Here is a 13,234-nt window from a genome sequence, read left to right as displayed (position 1 = left end):
CATGCAGGATGAATTCAACGACCCGCTTTGGCGCCAGATCCTGTCTGGCGCACAAATGCTCTTCGTAGCATTTGGCGCGTTGGTGTTGATGCCGCTGATCACAGGTCTTGATCCAAACGTCGCACTCTTCACCGCTGGCCTGGGCACGTTGTTGTTCCAGGTGGTGACCGGGCGACAGGTGCCGGTGTTCCTGGCATCGAGCTTTGCATTCATCACCCCGATCATTCTCGCCAAGGGCCAGTTCGGCCTGGCCGCGACCATGGGCGGGGTGATGGCAGCGGGTTTCGTCTATACCTTCCTGGGCCTTGCCGTGAAGGTCAAAGGCACTGGTTTTATCGACCGACTGCTGCCGCCGGTAGTAATCGGCCCGGTGATCATTTCCATCGGCCTGGCCATGGCACCGATTGCCGCCAATATGGCGATGGGCAAAGCCGGTGATGGCAGTGAGCTGATTCATTACCAGACAGCGATGCTGATCTCCATGCCCGCGCTGCTGACCACCTTGATCGTAGCGGTGTTCGGCAAAGGCATCTTCCGCCTGGTGCCGATCATTTCCGGCGTGCTGGTGGGCTTTGCCATGTCGTTCTACTTTGGCGTGGTCGACACCGCCAAGATCGCCGCCGCCCCGTGGTTCGCCCTGCCCCACTTCACCGCGCCGGAGTTCAACTGGCAGGCGATCCTGTTTATCGTACCGGTGGCCCTGGCCCCTGCGATCGAACACATCGGTGGCGTGATTGCGGTAGGCAGCGTGACCGGTCGCGACTACCTGAAGAAACCCGGCCTGCACCGCACGCTGCTGGGTGACGGGATTGCCACCACGGCCGCAGGCCTGTTTGGCGGCCCGCCCAATACCACCTACGCCGAAGTGACGGGCGCGGTGATGCTGACCAAGAACTACAACCCGAAAATCATGACCTGGGCTGCGGTGTTTGCCATCAGCCTGGCGTTCATCGGCAAGTTCGGCGCACTGCTGCAGAGCATCCCGGTGCCGGTGATGGGCGGGATCCTGTGCCTGCTGTTCGGCTCGATTGCGGCGGTGGGGATGAACACGCTGATTCGCCACAAGATCGACCTGGGTGAAGCGCGCAATCTGGTGATTGTGTCGGTGACCCTGGTGTTCGGGATTGGCGGCGTGCTAGTGGGTACCGGCACCGGCCCGGATGATTTCGGCCTCAAGGGCATCGCCCTGTGCGCGGTGGTAGCGATTGGTTTGAACCTGCTGCTACCGGGCAACGATGGCTGGAAGAACAAAAAGCCGGATGAGCCGCTGCTCTAACCAACACTGCAAAACCAAATGTGGGAGGGGGCTTGCCCCCGATAGCGCAGTGTCAGTCACTGATGTATTGACTGAGACACTGCCATCGGGGGCAAGCCCCCTCCCACATTTTTTGATCTTCAGTGTGGCTTAGGGCTCGCCAAGGCCATCGATCAGCGCCTGGTTCTGCTCTGGCGTACCGATGCTGATCCGCAGGAACTGGGCGATCCGCTCTTGCTTGAAGTGCCGCACGATCACGCCTTGCTCACGCAGTTTGGCCGCCAGGCCGGCAGCGTCGTGCCGTGGATGGCGCGCGAAGATGAAGTTGGCCGCTGATGGCAACACCTCAAACCCCAAGCCTTCCAGTTGCGCGACGAGCTTGTCGCGGCTGTCGATCACCCGTTGGCAGGTTTGCTCGAAATACTCACGGTCCTCGAACGCCGCCGCCGCACCGACAATCGCCAGCCGATCCAACGGATAGGAGTTGAAGCTGTTCTTGACCCGCTCCAGCGCTTCGATCAGGTCCGGGTGACCTACCGCCAACCCGACACGTAGCCCGGCCAATGAACGCGACTTGGACAGGGTCTGAGTCACCAGCAGGTTCGGGTAGCGGTCCACCAGGCTGATGGCGGTTTCGCCACCGAAGTCGATATAGGCTTCATCGACCACCACCACCGAATCCGGGCTGGCCTTGAGGATCTGCTCCACCGCGTCCAATGCCAGCACGCAGCCAGTCGGCGCGTTCGGGTTAGGGAAGATGATCCCGCCATTGGGTCGCGCATAGTCAGCCACGCGGATCTGGAACTGCTCGTCCAATGGCACGGCGTCGAAGGCGATGCCGTAGAGGCCGCAGTACACCGGATAGAAGCTGTAGCTGATGTCCGGAAACAGCAGCGGCAGGCCATGCTGGAACAAGCCGTGAAAGATGTGCGCCAGCACTTCATCGGAGCCGTTGCCGAGGAATACCTTGCCCGCATCGATCTCGTAATAGCTGGCCACGGCCTGCTTGAGCAGGTCGCTGTTCGGATCGGGGTACAGGCGCAGGTTGTCGTTCAATTCGGCCTGCATTGCCGCCAGTGCCTTGGGTGATGGGCCGTAGGGGTTTTCGTTGGTGTTGAGCTTGACCAGCTTGGTCAGCTTCGGCTGTTCACCGGGCACGTAAGGCACGAGGTCCTTGACGAAAGGGCTCCAGAATTTGCTCATGCCTCATTTCCCCTCTTCAAGAATGCGGTATTCAGCGCTGCGCGCGTGGGCGCTCAGCGACTCGCCACGGGCCAGCACCGAGGCGGTCTTGCCCAGTTCGGACGCACCCTGGGGCGAACAGAAGATGATCGACGAACGCTTCTGGAAGTCATACACCCCCAGCGGCGACGAAAAACGCGCGGTGCCGGAGGTCGGCAGCACGTGGTTGGGGCCTGCGCAGTAGTCGCCCAGGGCTTCACTGGTGTGACGGCCCATGAAGATCGCACCGGCGTGGCGGATCGACGGCAGCCAGGCTTGTGGGTCCGCCACGGACAGTTCCAGGTGCTCCGGTGCGATACGGTTGGCCACTTCGATGGCTTGCTCCATGTCGCTGACCAGAATCAGTGCGCCACGGCCATTGATCGATTTCTCGATGATCTCGGCGCGCTCCATGGTAGGCAACAGCTTGTTGATGCTGGCGGCGACCTGATCGAGAAACGCGGCGTCGGGGCTGACCAGGATCGCCTGGGCGTCTTCGTCGTGCTCGGCCTGGGAGAACAGGTCCATGGCGATCCAGTCCGGATCGGTCTGGCCGTCGCACACCACGAGGATCTCCGAGGGGCCGGCGATCATGTCGATGCCGACCTGGCCAAATACGTGACGCTTGGCGGTGGCCACGTAGATATTGCCCGGCCCTACCACTTTGTCGACTTTCGGCACGCTTTCGGTGCCATAGGCCAGCGCGGCAACCGCTTGGGCGCCACCGATGGTGAATACCCGGTCGACTCCGGCGATGCAGGCCGCAGCCAGCACCAGCTCGTTGATTTCACCACGTGGGGTCGGCACCACCATGACCACTTCGGTCACGCCTGCCACCTTGGCAGGGATCGCGTTCATCAATACCGATGACGGGTAGGAGGCTTTACCGCCGGGAACGTACAGGCCGGCGCGGTCCAGCGGCGTGACCTTCTGGCCCAGCACGGTGCCGTCGGCCTCGGTGTAGCTCCAGGAATCCTGCTTCTGTTTTTCGTGATAGTTGCGCACCCGCGCCGCCGCCACTTCCAGGGCTTCACGCTGAGGCGCGGTGATGCGCGTCAGGGCCAGCTCCAGGCGTTCGCGGGGCAGAATCAGGTCCGCCATGGACTTGACGTCCAGGCCGTCGAACTGACGGGTGAAATCCACCAGTGCCGCGTCCCCGCGCTCGCGCACGGCTTTGATGATCTCGAGCACCCGCTGGTTGACAGAGTCGTCGGACACGCTTTCCCAGCTCAGCAGATGATCCAGATGATGGGCGAAATCCGGGTCGGCAGCGTTGAGTCGGGCAATTGCAGTGGACGTGGTCATAGCGAGGGCCTCAATAGAATTGGCAAAAACTCAGGCGCCCTAAACTACCGTTCGCTCCGCTTGGGCACCTGAGAATTCTGGCTATGAGGCGGATAGACGGGCGCAGCTTCTCAGCTACGCAGGTGAGTCAACCGCGGTGTCGCGACTCCACTGCCTTGCGCAGGGTGTCGATCAACGCCTGAATACGGGCGTGCTGCATCTTCATCGACGCTTTGTTGACGATCAGCCGCGAGCTGATGTCGGCAATAAAATCCTGCGGCTCCAGACCGTTGGCGCGCAGGGTGTTGCCCGTGTCGACCACGTCGATGATCTTGTCAGCCAGGCCGATCAGCGGCGCCAGCTCCATCGAGCCGTAGAGCTTGATGATATCGACCTGACGGCCTTGTTCGGCGTAGTAGCGCTTGGCGACGTTGACGAACTTGGTCGCCACCCGCAGGCGGCCCTTGGGCTCGACATCGCCGACACGCCCAGCGGTCATCAGCTTGCACAGGGCGATACGCAGGTCCAGTGGCTCGTAGAGACCCTGGCCACCGTATTCCATCAGCACGTCCTTGCCGGCGACACCCAGGTCGGCGGCGCCATGTTCAACGTAGGTCGGCACGTCGGTAGCCCGCACGATCAAGAGGCGAACGTCGTCCTGGGTCGTGGGGATGATCAGCTTGCGGCTCTTGTCCGGATTCTCGGTCGGCACGATGCCCGCTTCAGCCAGAAGCGGCAACGTGTCGTCAAGGATGCGGCCCTTGGACAGTGCGATGGTCAACATGGGAAATGTCAGTCCTTCATCAGGCTATTGCTGTCCGGTCACAAACGGCGCCAGACACAGATCGAGGCCCTTACAGCCTCGATTTGAAACAAACCGGTGTGTGTGTGTAGGAGCGAGCTTGCTCGCGAAGAACTCATGGGCACCGCGTTGATACTGGATAAACGCGTTATCGTTGACGTTTTTCGCGAGCAAGCTCGCTCCTACAGTGCAGCGGGGGTTAGCCCGGAACGCGGCGGATTTTGGCGCCGAGCATCTGCAGTTTTTCTTCGATGCACTCGTAGCCACGGTCTATGTGGTAGATGCGGTCGATCAGGGTATCGCCGTCGGCGCACAGTGCCGAGATCACCAGGCTGGCCGAAGCCCGCAGGTCGGTCGCCATCACTGGCGCGCCCTTGAGCTTGTCGATGCCGGTAACGATGGCGGTGTTGCCCTCGACCTGGATCTTGGCACCCATGCGGTGCAGTTCGTACACGTGCATGAAGCGGTTTTCGAAGATGGTCTCGATCACGGCACCGGTGCCTTCGGCAATCGCGTTCAGGGAAATGAACTGCGCCTGCATGTCGGTCGGGAACGCCGGGTACGGGGCGGTACGCACGTTGACGGCTTTTGGCCGCTTGCCGTGCATGTTCAGCTCGATCCAGTCTTCGCCGGTGGTGATTTCTGCGCCGGCTTCCTTGAGTTTTTCCAGGACGGCTTCGAGGATGGTCGGATCGGTGTCCTTGACCTTCACGCGGCCACCGGTAACGGCGGCGGCAACGAGGTAGGTGCCGGTCTCGATACGGTCCGGCATCACTTTATAGGTGGCCGAGTGCAGGCGCTTCACACCATCGATGGTGATGGTGTCGGTGCCGGCACCACTGATGTTGGCGCCCATGGCGATCAGGAAGTTGGCCAGGTCGACCACTTCCGGCTCGCGCGCGGCGTTTTGCAGCACGCTGCGGCCATTGGCCAGGGCAGCGGCCATCATGATGTTCTCGGTACCGGTCACGCTGACGGTATCAAAGAAGAAGTTCGCGCCACGCAAGCCGCCTTCCGGCGCCTTGGCCTTGATGTAGCCGCCTTCGACGTCGATGACCGCGCCCATGGCTTCGAGGCCACGGATATGCAGGTCGACCGGACGCGAACCAATGGCGCAACCGCCAGGCAGGGCCACTTCAGCCTCACCGAAACGCGCGACCATCGGGCCGAGCACCAGGATCGACGCACGCATGGTTTTCACCAGCTCGTACGGGGCGATCAGGGTCTTGATGGTGCGTGGGTCGATTTCGACGGACAACTTCTCGTCGATCACCGGCTCAATGCCCATGCGACCGAACAGCTCGATCATGGTGGTGATGTCGTGCAGGTGCGGCAGGTTGGCCACAGTGACAGGGCCATCGCAAAGCAGGGTCGCTGCCAGGATCGGCAAGGCGGAGTTTTTCGCACCGGAAATGCGGATCTCGCCATCGAGGCGGGCACCGCCGGTAATAATCAATTTATCCATAAGAATCTCGACGCCTTGGGGGCTCAGGTGCGCTCGGCCCAGGCCGCGCGGCTGAAAAATTTCATAGTGACCGCATGGATGCTGCCATCGGTGATCCACGGGTTCAAATGGGCATAGATCTGCTGCTGACGCTTGACCGGGCTCAATGCCGCCAGTTCATCGCTAATCACGTTCAGCTGGAAATTGCAGCCTTCGCCTTCAACTTCAACAGTCGTTTCCGGCAGCTTTCCTTCAAGGAAGCTCTTAACTTCTAGGGCCTGCATGCTCAACCTCTATCGGCGCCCAGTGCGCACGGGTCGCACATCATACAAAAAAGCCCCGCGCCTGCGAACCCCGCATAGCAGGACTCTGACGGGGGGCTTCTCTAATAAATGTGTATTAAGGGTGTACCAACAGCTCGGTCAGGCCAGAAACCTCGGCGATCTCGCGCATGTCTTCAGGCAATGCACGAATACTGACCGGCTTTTTTGCCGCTTGGGCATCACGCATAAAGCACAGCAGCAATGACAAGCCGACGCTGCTTGACTTGGTCACCGCTGAACAATCGAGCACCAGCGCAGGCGCGGCGCTGGCCTTGATCAGCGCCTGGCCCTGCTTGCGCAGGTCAGGCCCGGTGCGGTAATCCAGCACGCCGCTGAGGAACAGCTCGCCGGCATTGCCGAGACGAACAGCCGACTCGGTCATTGCGCAGGCTTCCCGGCTTCCTTGTCGGAAGCCTCTTTGGCCTTGGCCACTTCACCGGCCCAACCATTGATGGTCTTGTCCAGATCGTTGCCATTGCGCTGCATCGCGTCAGCGAACTGATCACGGAACAGCTTGCCGATATTGATGCCGTTGATGATCACGTTGCGCAGCTTCCACTCGCCGTTGACCTTCTCCAGCGTGTATTGCACAGGGTACACGGCGCCATTGGTACCTTTGACGGTCATGTTGACGCTGGTGCGATCACCCGATTCATCACCGGCCGGAGCGACGGTAATCCCCTGGTTGTTGTACTCGAGCAAGGCATTGCCGTAGAACTGGAACAGGCCGCGCTTGAAGTTCTCCTGGAAGCGCTGCATCTGCGCAGGCGTCGCCTTGCGCGAATACTTGACGGTCATGATGCTGCGGGAGATGCCTTCGGCATCGACCACCGGGCCGACGATGGTATTAAGCGCGTTATAGAACTGGCTCGGGTCTTGTTTGTACTTTTCCTTGTTGGCCGACAGGTCAGCCAACATCTTGTTGGTGGTGTCCTGCACCAGTTCGTGGGCAGAACCGGCTGCGTTGGCCATCAACGGCAGCGCTGCAAGCAGGACCAGAAGGCCACGTCGCAAGGTAGAGATCATGAACAGATTCCTCATTTGGCGTCTTTATTGACCGTATTGAGCAGGAATTTACCGATCAGGTCTTCAAGTACCAACGACGACTGTGTGTCGTGGATGGTCGAGCCATCCTTGAGCAGGGCTGTTTCCCCGCCCACGCTGACACCGATGTACTTCTCGCCCAGCAGGCCCGCGGTGAGGATAGACGCCGTGGAGTCGGTCGGCAGATTATCTACCTTCTTGTCCAGTTGCATCGTCACTCGACCGGTGAAGCTGTCGCGATCCAGATCGATTGCCGTGACCTTGCCGATGGTCACACCGGCCATGGTCACTTTAGCTCTGACCGTCAAACCGGCGATATTGTCGAAGTACGCATAAAGTTTATAAGTGTCGGCGGTGGGGCTGGCCGACAGGCCACTGACCCGCAGGGCCAGCAACAGTAAAGCCAGGATGCCAGCCAGCAAGAAAAGGCCGACACCGATTTCCACAGTGCGGTTTTGCATCAGAAATCTCCAAACATCAAGGCGGTCAAAATGAAGTCAAGGCCCAGTACCGCCAGCGAGGCGTACACAACGGTCTTGGTGGTGGCGCGACTGATCCCTTCTGAGGTGGGTTCACAGTCATAGCCTTGGAATACGGCGATCCAGGTCACTACAAAGGCGAAGACGATGCTCTTAATGATGCCGTTGAGCACGTCGCCCGTGAAGGTCACGCTGTTTTGCATGTTGGCCCAGTAAGAGCCGTCATAGACCCCCAGCCAGTCCACTGCCACCCACGAACCACCCCAGATCCCGACCACGCTGAAGATCATTGCCAGCAGCGGAAGGGAAATGAAGCCAGCCCACAGGCGCGGGGCAACAATGTACTTGAGCGGGTCCACGCCGATCATTTCCAGGCTGGACAGCTGTTCGGTGGATTTCATGTTACCGATTTCAGCGGTCAGCGCAGAACCGGCACGACCGGCGAACAACAAGGCGGTGACCACCGGCCCCAGTTCCCGCAACAGCGTCAGGGCGACCATCTGCCCTACCGCCTGCTCGGAACCGTAGCTCGACAGAATGTTGAAGCCCTGCAACGCCAGCACCATACCGATGAATACCCCGGAGACCACAATAATCACCAGGGACATCACGCCAACCGCATGCAGCTGCTTGAGCAGCAGGCCAAAGCCGCCGCCGATGCCACCGCGGCCAAGCAAGGCGTGGAACAGGAAAATAGTCGAACGCCCCAGGACTTCGACGATGTCGATGCCCGAGCGACCGAAAAGGCGAACCTTTTCGACAAGAGATGTTTTGCGCATCAGCGCTTCCCCAGAAGATCTGCGCGGTAATCCGCTGCCGGAAAGTGAAAAGGCACCGGGCCATCGGGATCGCCGGTCATGAACTGGCGAATGCGCGGGTTATCGGCATTCATCAGCTCTTCCGGCGTGCCCTGCCCCAGCACCTGACCATCACCTACTACATAGAGGTAATCGGCGATGCTCGCGGTTTCGGCCAGGTCGTGAGACACCACGATGCTGGTGATTCCCAACGCGTCGTTGAGCAGGCGGATCAGGCGCACCAGTACGCCCATGGCGATTGGGTCCTGGCCCACGAAAGGCTCGTCGTACATGAGGATCTGCGGGTCGAGGGCAATGGCTCGCGCCAGGGCGACACGGCGCTTCATGCCGCCGGACAACTCGTCCGGCATCAGGTCGATGGCCCCGCGAAGCCCTACGGCCTGCAGCTTCAGCAACACGATGTCACGAATCATCTCATCGGACAGTTGGGTATGCACCCGCAGCGGGAACGCTACGTTTTCGAATACATCGAGGTCGGTGAACAGCGCGCCGCTCTGAAACAGCACACCCATGTGCTTGCGCGCATCGAACAGATCGCTGCGCGACAGCGTCGGCAGGTTCTGGCCGTTGACCCACACTTCACCGGCACTGGGGCGCAATTGCATGCCCATCAGGCGCAACAAGGTGGTCTTGCCGCAACCGGAAGGCCCCATGATGCCCGTGACTTTTCCGCGAGGAATGCGAATATCGACGTTATTGAAGATGCTGCGCGTACCGCGCTTGAAGGAAAGGCCCTTCAGCTCGACCGCGTAGGCGTTATCGGCACTCATCTAATCTCCTTGGGATGCAGCCTTTCACTCAGACACCCTGCATGCGACTTTCGTTTGCACAGGGATGCGCAATAGTTTGCACCATGGGTTGGCCGGGACCGAACTGGCCGCGAACTATATCACTGCTGGTGCAGAGCCCCCAAGGCCGGAACAGCGCTTGTTCAGATTCAGGACAGCGAAAAACCGTTGCCGGCCATGTTATCAAGACGATTCCGAGAGCCCTTCAGAATAAAGCCTGACGAACTTGCGTGAGGGAATTGATCATTACCGCTATAATCGCCGACTTTTCGTCAGGCTATACGATTTCAGACATGAGCCAATCCAGCGACCTTATTCAATCCGCACAACGCACCATCCGCCTCGAGCTGGAAGCCGTAGAAGGTTTGCTGGCACATATCGACGCAGATTTCGTACGCGCCTGCGAGATGATTCTGGCCAGCAAGGGCCGCGTTGTCGTGGTTGGCATGGGTAAGTCCGGCCACGTCGGCAACAAGATCGCCGCTACGCTGGCCAGCACCGGAACCACGGCGTTCTTCGTGCACCCGGCCGAAGCCAGCCATGGTGATATGGGCATGATCACCAAGGATGACGTGATTCTGGCCCTGTCCAACTCCGGTACCACCAACGAGATCGTGACCCTGCTGCCGCTGATCAAGCGCCTGGGCATCAAGATGATCAGCGTCACTGGCAACCCGGAGTCGACCCTGGCCAAGGCCGCCGAAGTGAACTTGAACGTTCATGTCGCCCATGAAGCCTGCCCGCTGAACCTGGCACCCACCTCTTCCACTACTGCAGCCTTGGTGATGGGCGATGCATTGGCCGTCGCACTGCTGGAGGCGCGCGGGTTCACGGCTGAAGACTTCGCGTTTTCCCACCCGGGCGGCGCTTTGGGCCGTCGTTTGCTGCTGAAAGTGGAAAATGTCATGCATGCGGGCGATGAATTGCCCCACGTGCCACGCGGCACCTTGCTCAAGGACGCACTGATGGAGATGACCCGCAAGGGCCTGGGCATGACCGTGATCCTGGAAACCGACGGACGACTGGCCGGCGTGTTCACCGACGGTGATTTGCGTCGCACCCTGGACCGTACCATCGACATCCATACCGCAACCATCGACGCGGTGATGACGCCCCACGGCAAGACCGCCCGCCCCGAAATGCTTGCTGCTGAAGCCCTGAAGATCATGGAAGACCACAAGATCGGCGCGCTGGTGGTGATCGACGAGAATGACCGCCCGATTGGCGCCCTGAACATGCACGACTTGCTGCGTGCAGGAGTGATGTAGATGACCAGCGACCTGTTGCAACGCGGTAAAAACATCAAGTTGGCGATATTCGACGTGGATGGCGTGCTGACCGATGGCCGCCTGTACTTTCTCGAAGACGGCAGCGAATTCAAGACGTTCAACACACTCGACGGCCAGGGCATCAAGATGCTGATGGCGGCAGGCGTGCAAACCGCGATTATCAGTGGTCGAAAGACACCGGTTGTGGAACGCCGCGCACAAAACCTCGGGATTCCTCACCTGTATCAGGGGCGCGAGGATAAACTGGTGGTATTGGACGAGCTTCTTGGCCAACTCAACCTAAGCTATGAACAGGTCGCCTACCTGGGTGACGATCTGCCTGACCTGCCGGTGATCCGCCGGGTCGGCCTGGGCATGGCCGTGGCCAATGCCGCAGCGTTTGTGCGTGAACATGCCCATGGCATTACCACCGCCCGCGGCGGCGAAGGTGCCGCCCGCGAGTTCTGTGAATTGATCCTGCGTGCCCAGGGCAGTCTTGAAGCGGCCCACGCCGCCTACTTATAGAGCGTTATATGCTGAGTAAAAAGATTCGCAATTTCCTGCTGTTCGGGGTCATCGCCGCGTTGCTCCTCGCGGTGGGCTACTGGAATATCAGCCCGGAGCGCTTTCTCGACAAACCTGTCGTGCAGGTGGATGAAAGCATCATCGACAACTTTGCCACCAACACCCACACCGTGCAGTTCCTGCCCGATGGCAAGGTGCAGTACGTATTGGTCTCCGATAAGGTCGAGCGCCTGAAAGCTTCGGAAGTCAGCCTGCTGACCAACCCGGACCTGAACCTCTACCGCGGCACCGAACAGCCCTGGCATGTCACCAGCCTGCGTGGCGAGGTCAACCCGGACGGCACCGAAATCGAACTGATCGACTCGGTGCGCGTCGCACGTACAGACGCACAGAACCGCGACACCATCATTACCAGCAGTCGCATGACCGTATTCCCACAGAAGGAATATGCGCAGACCGAGCAAGACGTTAGAATCGACGGCGCTGGCGGTGTATCGACTGGCAAGGGAATGAAAGCGTATTTGAAAGAAAGCAGGATACACCTGCTATCGAACGTAAGAGGACAGTATGAGGCTCGTTAAAACCCTCCCTATTTTGCTCGGTCTGGGCGCAGCACTGGGAAGCGTGAGCGCCTGGGCTCTGCCGAACGATAGCCAGCAACCGATCCACATCTCGGCTGACGATGCGCAGCTCGATGACAAACAAGGCGTCGCCACCTACACCGGTGGCGTGATCATCACCCAAGGCTCGATGAAGATCACTGGCAACACCGTGACCCTGACTCGCACCGCGACCGGCGATATCGACGTCGTGACCTCCGTGGGCAACCTGGCTTACTTCGAACAGAAGCAAAAGGCAGAAGACCCGGGCCCGATGAAAGGCTATGGCAAGACCATCCAGTACCATGCCCAGCAAAATCGCATCGTACTGATTGATCAGGCCAAGGTACTCAGTGCCGACGGCAACTCCACCGAAGGCGAGAAGATCGTCTACAACACCCAGACCCAGGTCGCCCAGGCGGGTCGCGCCAATGGCAACAAGGTCACCGCACCTCGCCCACGTATCGACATGGTCATCCAGCCGAAGAAGAAGGCCGAGTAATGGCAACCCTGAAAGCCCAGCATCTGGCCAAGGCCTATAAAAGCCGCCAGGTGGTACGCGATGTCAGCCTGTCGATCGACAGCGGCCAGATCGTCGGCCTGCTCGGCCCCAACGGCGCCGGCAAGACCACCTGCTTCTACATGATCGTCGGGCTGGTCCAGGCGGACCAGGGCCGTGTATTGATTGACGACCTGGACGTCAGCCACCAGCCGATGCACGGCCGTGCGCGCGCAGGTATCGGCTATCTTCCGCAGGAGGCGTCGATCTTCCGCAAACTGTCGGTAGCCGACAACATCATGGCAATCCTCGAGACCCGCAAGGAACTCGACCGCGACGGCCGCCGCAAGGAACTGGAAAGCCTGCTTCAGGAATTCCACATCAACCACATTCGCGACAACCTCGGCATGAGCTTGTCCGGTGGTGAGCGTCGTCGTGTGGAGATTGCCCGCGCCCTGGCGACCGCGCCCAAGTTCATCCTGCTGGACGAACCGTTCGCCGGTGTCGACCCGATCTCGGTCGGCGACATCAAGCAAATCATCCATCACCTCAAGGCCAAGGGCATCGGTGTGTTGATCACCGACCACAACGTCCGCGAGACCTTGGATATCTGCGAAACCGCCTATATCGTCAACGACGGCCAGTTGATTGCCGAGGGCGATTCCGCCACCATCCTGGCCAACGAACTGGTCAAGGAAGTGTACCTGGGTCACGAGTTCCGCCTGTAAACACGGTGGTATCAGGCCATTCGCTGTTGAGCGCGCGAGTCAATAAAAACCTCAGTATTTTTATTGTTACCGCGCTCTAGGCAAAGCCCCCGATATCAGGCATATAATTTGCTTATGTTTGGCGCTCACGCGCCCTGTCGTGGATGGCGCATTGCGC

At 59.9% G+C, this 13,234-nt stretch carries 16 protein-coding genes; 6 read left to right on the top strand and 10 right to left on the bottom strand.

Annotated features, from left to right (window positions below):
- The first annotated feature begins 1 nt into the window (after window position 1).
- Window positions 2–1,276: a uracil-xanthine permease family protein gene (locus tag C4J94_RS05025; protein WP_124385170.1), complete on the top strand. Its 1,275-nt coding sequence runs from the start codon at window positions 2–4 to the stop codon at window positions 1,274–1,276.
- Between the two features lie 129 nt (window positions 1,277–1,405).
- Here the strand turns inward: C4J94_RS05025 and hisC are convergent, their stop codons facing one another.
- The 10 genes from hisC to C4J94_RS04975 all read right to left on the bottom strand — a co-directional run bounded on the left by hisC (window position 1,406) and on the right by C4J94_RS04975 (window position 9,440).
- Window positions 1,406–2,458, bottom strand: coding sequence for a histidinol-phosphate transaminase (hisC, locus tag C4J94_RS05020; protein WP_124385169.1), 1,053 nt, complete (start codon window positions 2,456–2,458; stop codon window positions 1,406–1,408).
- A 3-nt stretch (window positions 2,459–2,461) separates the two neighbouring features.
- The gene (gene hisD / locus C4J94_RS05015) at window positions 2,462–3,781 is read right to left on the bottom strand and encodes a histidinol dehydrogenase (protein ID WP_124385168.1); all 1,320 of its coding nucleotides are present in this window, start codon (window positions 3,779–3,781) and stop codon (window positions 2,462–2,464) included.
- Between the two features lie 127 nt (window positions 3,782–3,908).
- Window positions 3,909–4,544 (bottom strand): ATP phosphoribosyltransferase, encoded by a 636-nt coding sequence (gene hisG / locus C4J94_RS05010; RefSeq protein ID WP_003188599.1) that lies wholly within the window; start codon window positions 4,542–4,544, stop codon window positions 3,909–3,911.
- Window positions 4,545–4,761: 217 nt separating this feature from the next.
- Window positions 4,762–6,027: a UDP-N-acetylglucosamine 1-carboxyvinyltransferase gene (gene murA, locus C4J94_RS05005; RefSeq protein ID WP_004372068.1), complete on the bottom strand. Its 1,266-nt coding sequence runs from the start codon at window positions 6,025–6,027 to the stop codon at window positions 4,762–4,764.
- Between the two features lie 23 nt (window positions 6,028–6,050).
- Window positions 6,051–6,290 (bottom strand): BolA family protein, encoded by a 240-nt coding sequence (locus C4J94_RS05000; RefSeq protein WP_003188597.1) that lies wholly within the window; start codon window positions 6,288–6,290, stop codon window positions 6,051–6,053.
- Between the two features lie 115 nt (window positions 6,291–6,405).
- Window positions 6,406–6,711: a lipid asymmetry maintenance protein MlaB gene (locus C4J94_RS04995; protein ID WP_124385167.1), complete on the bottom strand. Its 306-nt coding sequence runs from the start codon at window positions 6,709–6,711 to the stop codon at window positions 6,406–6,408.
- Window positions 6,708–7,355, bottom strand: a complete 648-nt coding sequence (locus tag C4J94_RS04990; RefSeq protein WP_124385166.1) for a phospholipid-binding protein MlaC — start codon at window positions 7,353–7,355, stop codon at window positions 6,708–6,710. The genes C4J94_RS04995 and C4J94_RS04990 overlap by 4 nt, the downstream gene beginning before the upstream one ends.
- Before the next feature lie 11 nt (window positions 7,356–7,366).
- Window positions 7,367–7,834: an outer membrane lipid asymmetry maintenance protein MlaD gene (gene mlaD, locus C4J94_RS04985; RefSeq protein ID WP_003171814.1), complete on the bottom strand. Its 468-nt coding sequence runs from the start codon at window positions 7,832–7,834 to the stop codon at window positions 7,367–7,369.
- Window positions 7,834–8,631, bottom strand: coding sequence for a lipid asymmetry maintenance ABC transporter permease subunit MlaE (mlaE, locus tag C4J94_RS04980; protein ID WP_124385165.1), 798 nt, complete (start codon window positions 8,629–8,631; stop codon window positions 7,834–7,836). The genes mlaD and mlaE overlap by 1 nt, the downstream gene beginning before the upstream one ends.
- Window positions 8,631–9,440, bottom strand: a complete 810-nt coding sequence (locus tag C4J94_RS04975) for an ATP-binding cassette domain-containing protein (protein ID WP_057724577.1) — start codon at window positions 9,438–9,440, stop codon at window positions 8,631–8,633. Before C4J94_RS04975 ends, mlaE begins: the two co-directional genes overlap by 1 nt.
- Window positions 9,441–9,751: 311 nt before the next feature.
- Here C4J94_RS04975 and C4J94_RS04970 point away from each other — a divergent pair, with 311 nt between their 5' ends.
- The 5 genes from C4J94_RS04970 to lptB are packed head-to-tail and all read left to right on the top strand — an operon-like array spanning window position 9,752 to window position 13,077.
- Window positions 9,752–10,726: a KpsF/GutQ family sugar-phosphate isomerase gene (locus C4J94_RS04970; protein WP_124385164.1), complete on the top strand. Its 975-nt coding sequence runs from the start codon at window positions 9,752–9,754 to the stop codon at window positions 10,724–10,726.
- On the top strand, window positions 10,727–11,251 hold the full coding sequence (locus C4J94_RS04965) for an HAD family hydrolase (protein ID WP_034118123.1): 525 nt from the start codon (window positions 10,727–10,729) through the stop codon (window positions 11,249–11,251).
- 8 nt (window positions 11,252–11,259) lie between these two features.
- Complete coding sequence (gene lptC / locus C4J94_RS04960; protein ID WP_124385163.1) at window positions 11,260–11,832, top strand: LPS export ABC transporter periplasmic protein LptC; 573 nt, start codon at window positions 11,260–11,262, stop codon at window positions 11,830–11,832.
- Entirely contained in the window at window positions 11,819–12,352 is a 534-nt protein-coding gene (gene lptA, locus C4J94_RS04955) for a lipopolysaccharide transport periplasmic protein LptA (RefSeq protein WP_124385162.1), read from the top strand. Before lptC ends, lptA begins: the two co-directional genes overlap by 14 nt.
- Window positions 12,352–13,077, top strand: coding sequence for an LPS export ABC transporter ATP-binding protein (gene lptB / locus C4J94_RS04950; RefSeq protein WP_003171806.1), 726 nt, complete (start codon window positions 12,352–12,354; stop codon window positions 13,075–13,077). The genes lptA and lptB overlap by 1 nt, the downstream gene beginning before the upstream one ends.
- The last annotated feature ends 157 nt before the right edge of the window (window positions 13,078–13,234 follow it).

Source organism: Pseudomonas sp. R5-89-07 (assembly GCF_003851685.1).
Classification (GTDB): Bacteria; Pseudomonadota; Gammaproteobacteria; order Pseudomonadales; family Pseudomonadaceae; genus Aquipseudomonas.
This window is presented reverse-complemented; position numbering and strand designations above follow the sequence as displayed.

Bases quoted from the DNA above. Each gene is read 5' to 3' on its own strand.
- lptB (WP_003171806.1), top strand. From the start codon at position 12,352: ATGGCAACCCTGAAAGCCCAGCATCTGGCCAAGGCCTATAAAAGCCGC.
- C4J94_RS04995 (WP_124385167.1), bottom strand. From the start codon at position 6,711: ATGACCGAGTCGGCTGTTCGTCTCGGCAATGCCGGCGAGCTGTTCCTC.
- murA (WP_004372068.1), bottom strand. From the start codon at position 6,027: ATGGATAAATTGATTATTACCGGCGGTGCCCGCCTCGATGGCGAGATC.
- hisD (WP_124385168.1), bottom strand. From the start codon at position 3,781: ATGACCACGTCCACTGCAATTGCCCGACTCAACGCTGCCGACCCGGAT.
- C4J94_RS04970 (WP_124385164.1), top strand. From the start codon at position 9,752: ATGAGCCAATCCAGCGACCTTATTCAATCCGCACAACGCACCATCCGC.
- C4J94_RS05000 (WP_003188597.1), bottom strand. From the start codon at position 6,290: ATGCAGGCCCTAGAAGTTAAGAGCTTCCTTGAAGGAAAGCTGCCGGAA.
- lptA (WP_124385162.1), top strand. From the start codon at position 11,819: ATGAGGCTCGTTAAAACCCTCCCTATTTTGCTCGGTCTGGGCGCAGCA.
- mlaE (WP_124385165.1), bottom strand. From the start codon at position 8,631: ATGCGCAAAACATCTCTTGTCGAAAAGGTTCGCCTTTTCGGTCGCTCG.
- lptC (WP_124385163.1), top strand. From the start codon at position 11,260: ATGCTGAGTAAAAAGATTCGCAATTTCCTGCTGTTCGGGGTCATCGCC.
- hisG (WP_003188599.1), bottom strand. From the start codon at position 4,544: ATGTTGACCATCGCACTGTCCAAGGGCCGCATCCTTGACGACACGTTG.
- C4J94_RS04965 (WP_034118123.1), top strand. From the start codon at position 10,727: ATGACCAGCGACCTGTTGCAACGCGGTAAAAACATCAAGTTGGCGATA.
- mlaD (WP_003171814.1), bottom strand. From the start codon at position 7,834: ATGCAAAACCGCACTGTGGAAATCGGTGTCGGCCTTTTCTTGCTGGCT.
- C4J94_RS04975 (WP_057724577.1), bottom strand. From the start codon at position 9,440: ATGAGTGCCGATAACGCCTACGCGGTCGAGCTGAAGGGCCTTTCCTTC.
- hisC (WP_124385169.1), bottom strand. From the start codon at position 2,458: ATGAGCAAATTCTGGAGCCCTTTCGTCAAGGACCTCGTGCCTTACGTG.
- C4J94_RS04990 (WP_124385166.1), bottom strand. From the start codon at position 7,355: ATGATCTCTACCTTGCGACGTGGCCTTCTGGTCCTGCTTGCAGCGCTG.
- C4J94_RS05025 (WP_124385170.1), top strand. From the start codon at position 2: ATGCAGGATGAATTCAACGACCCGCTTTGGCGCCAGATCCTGTCTGGC.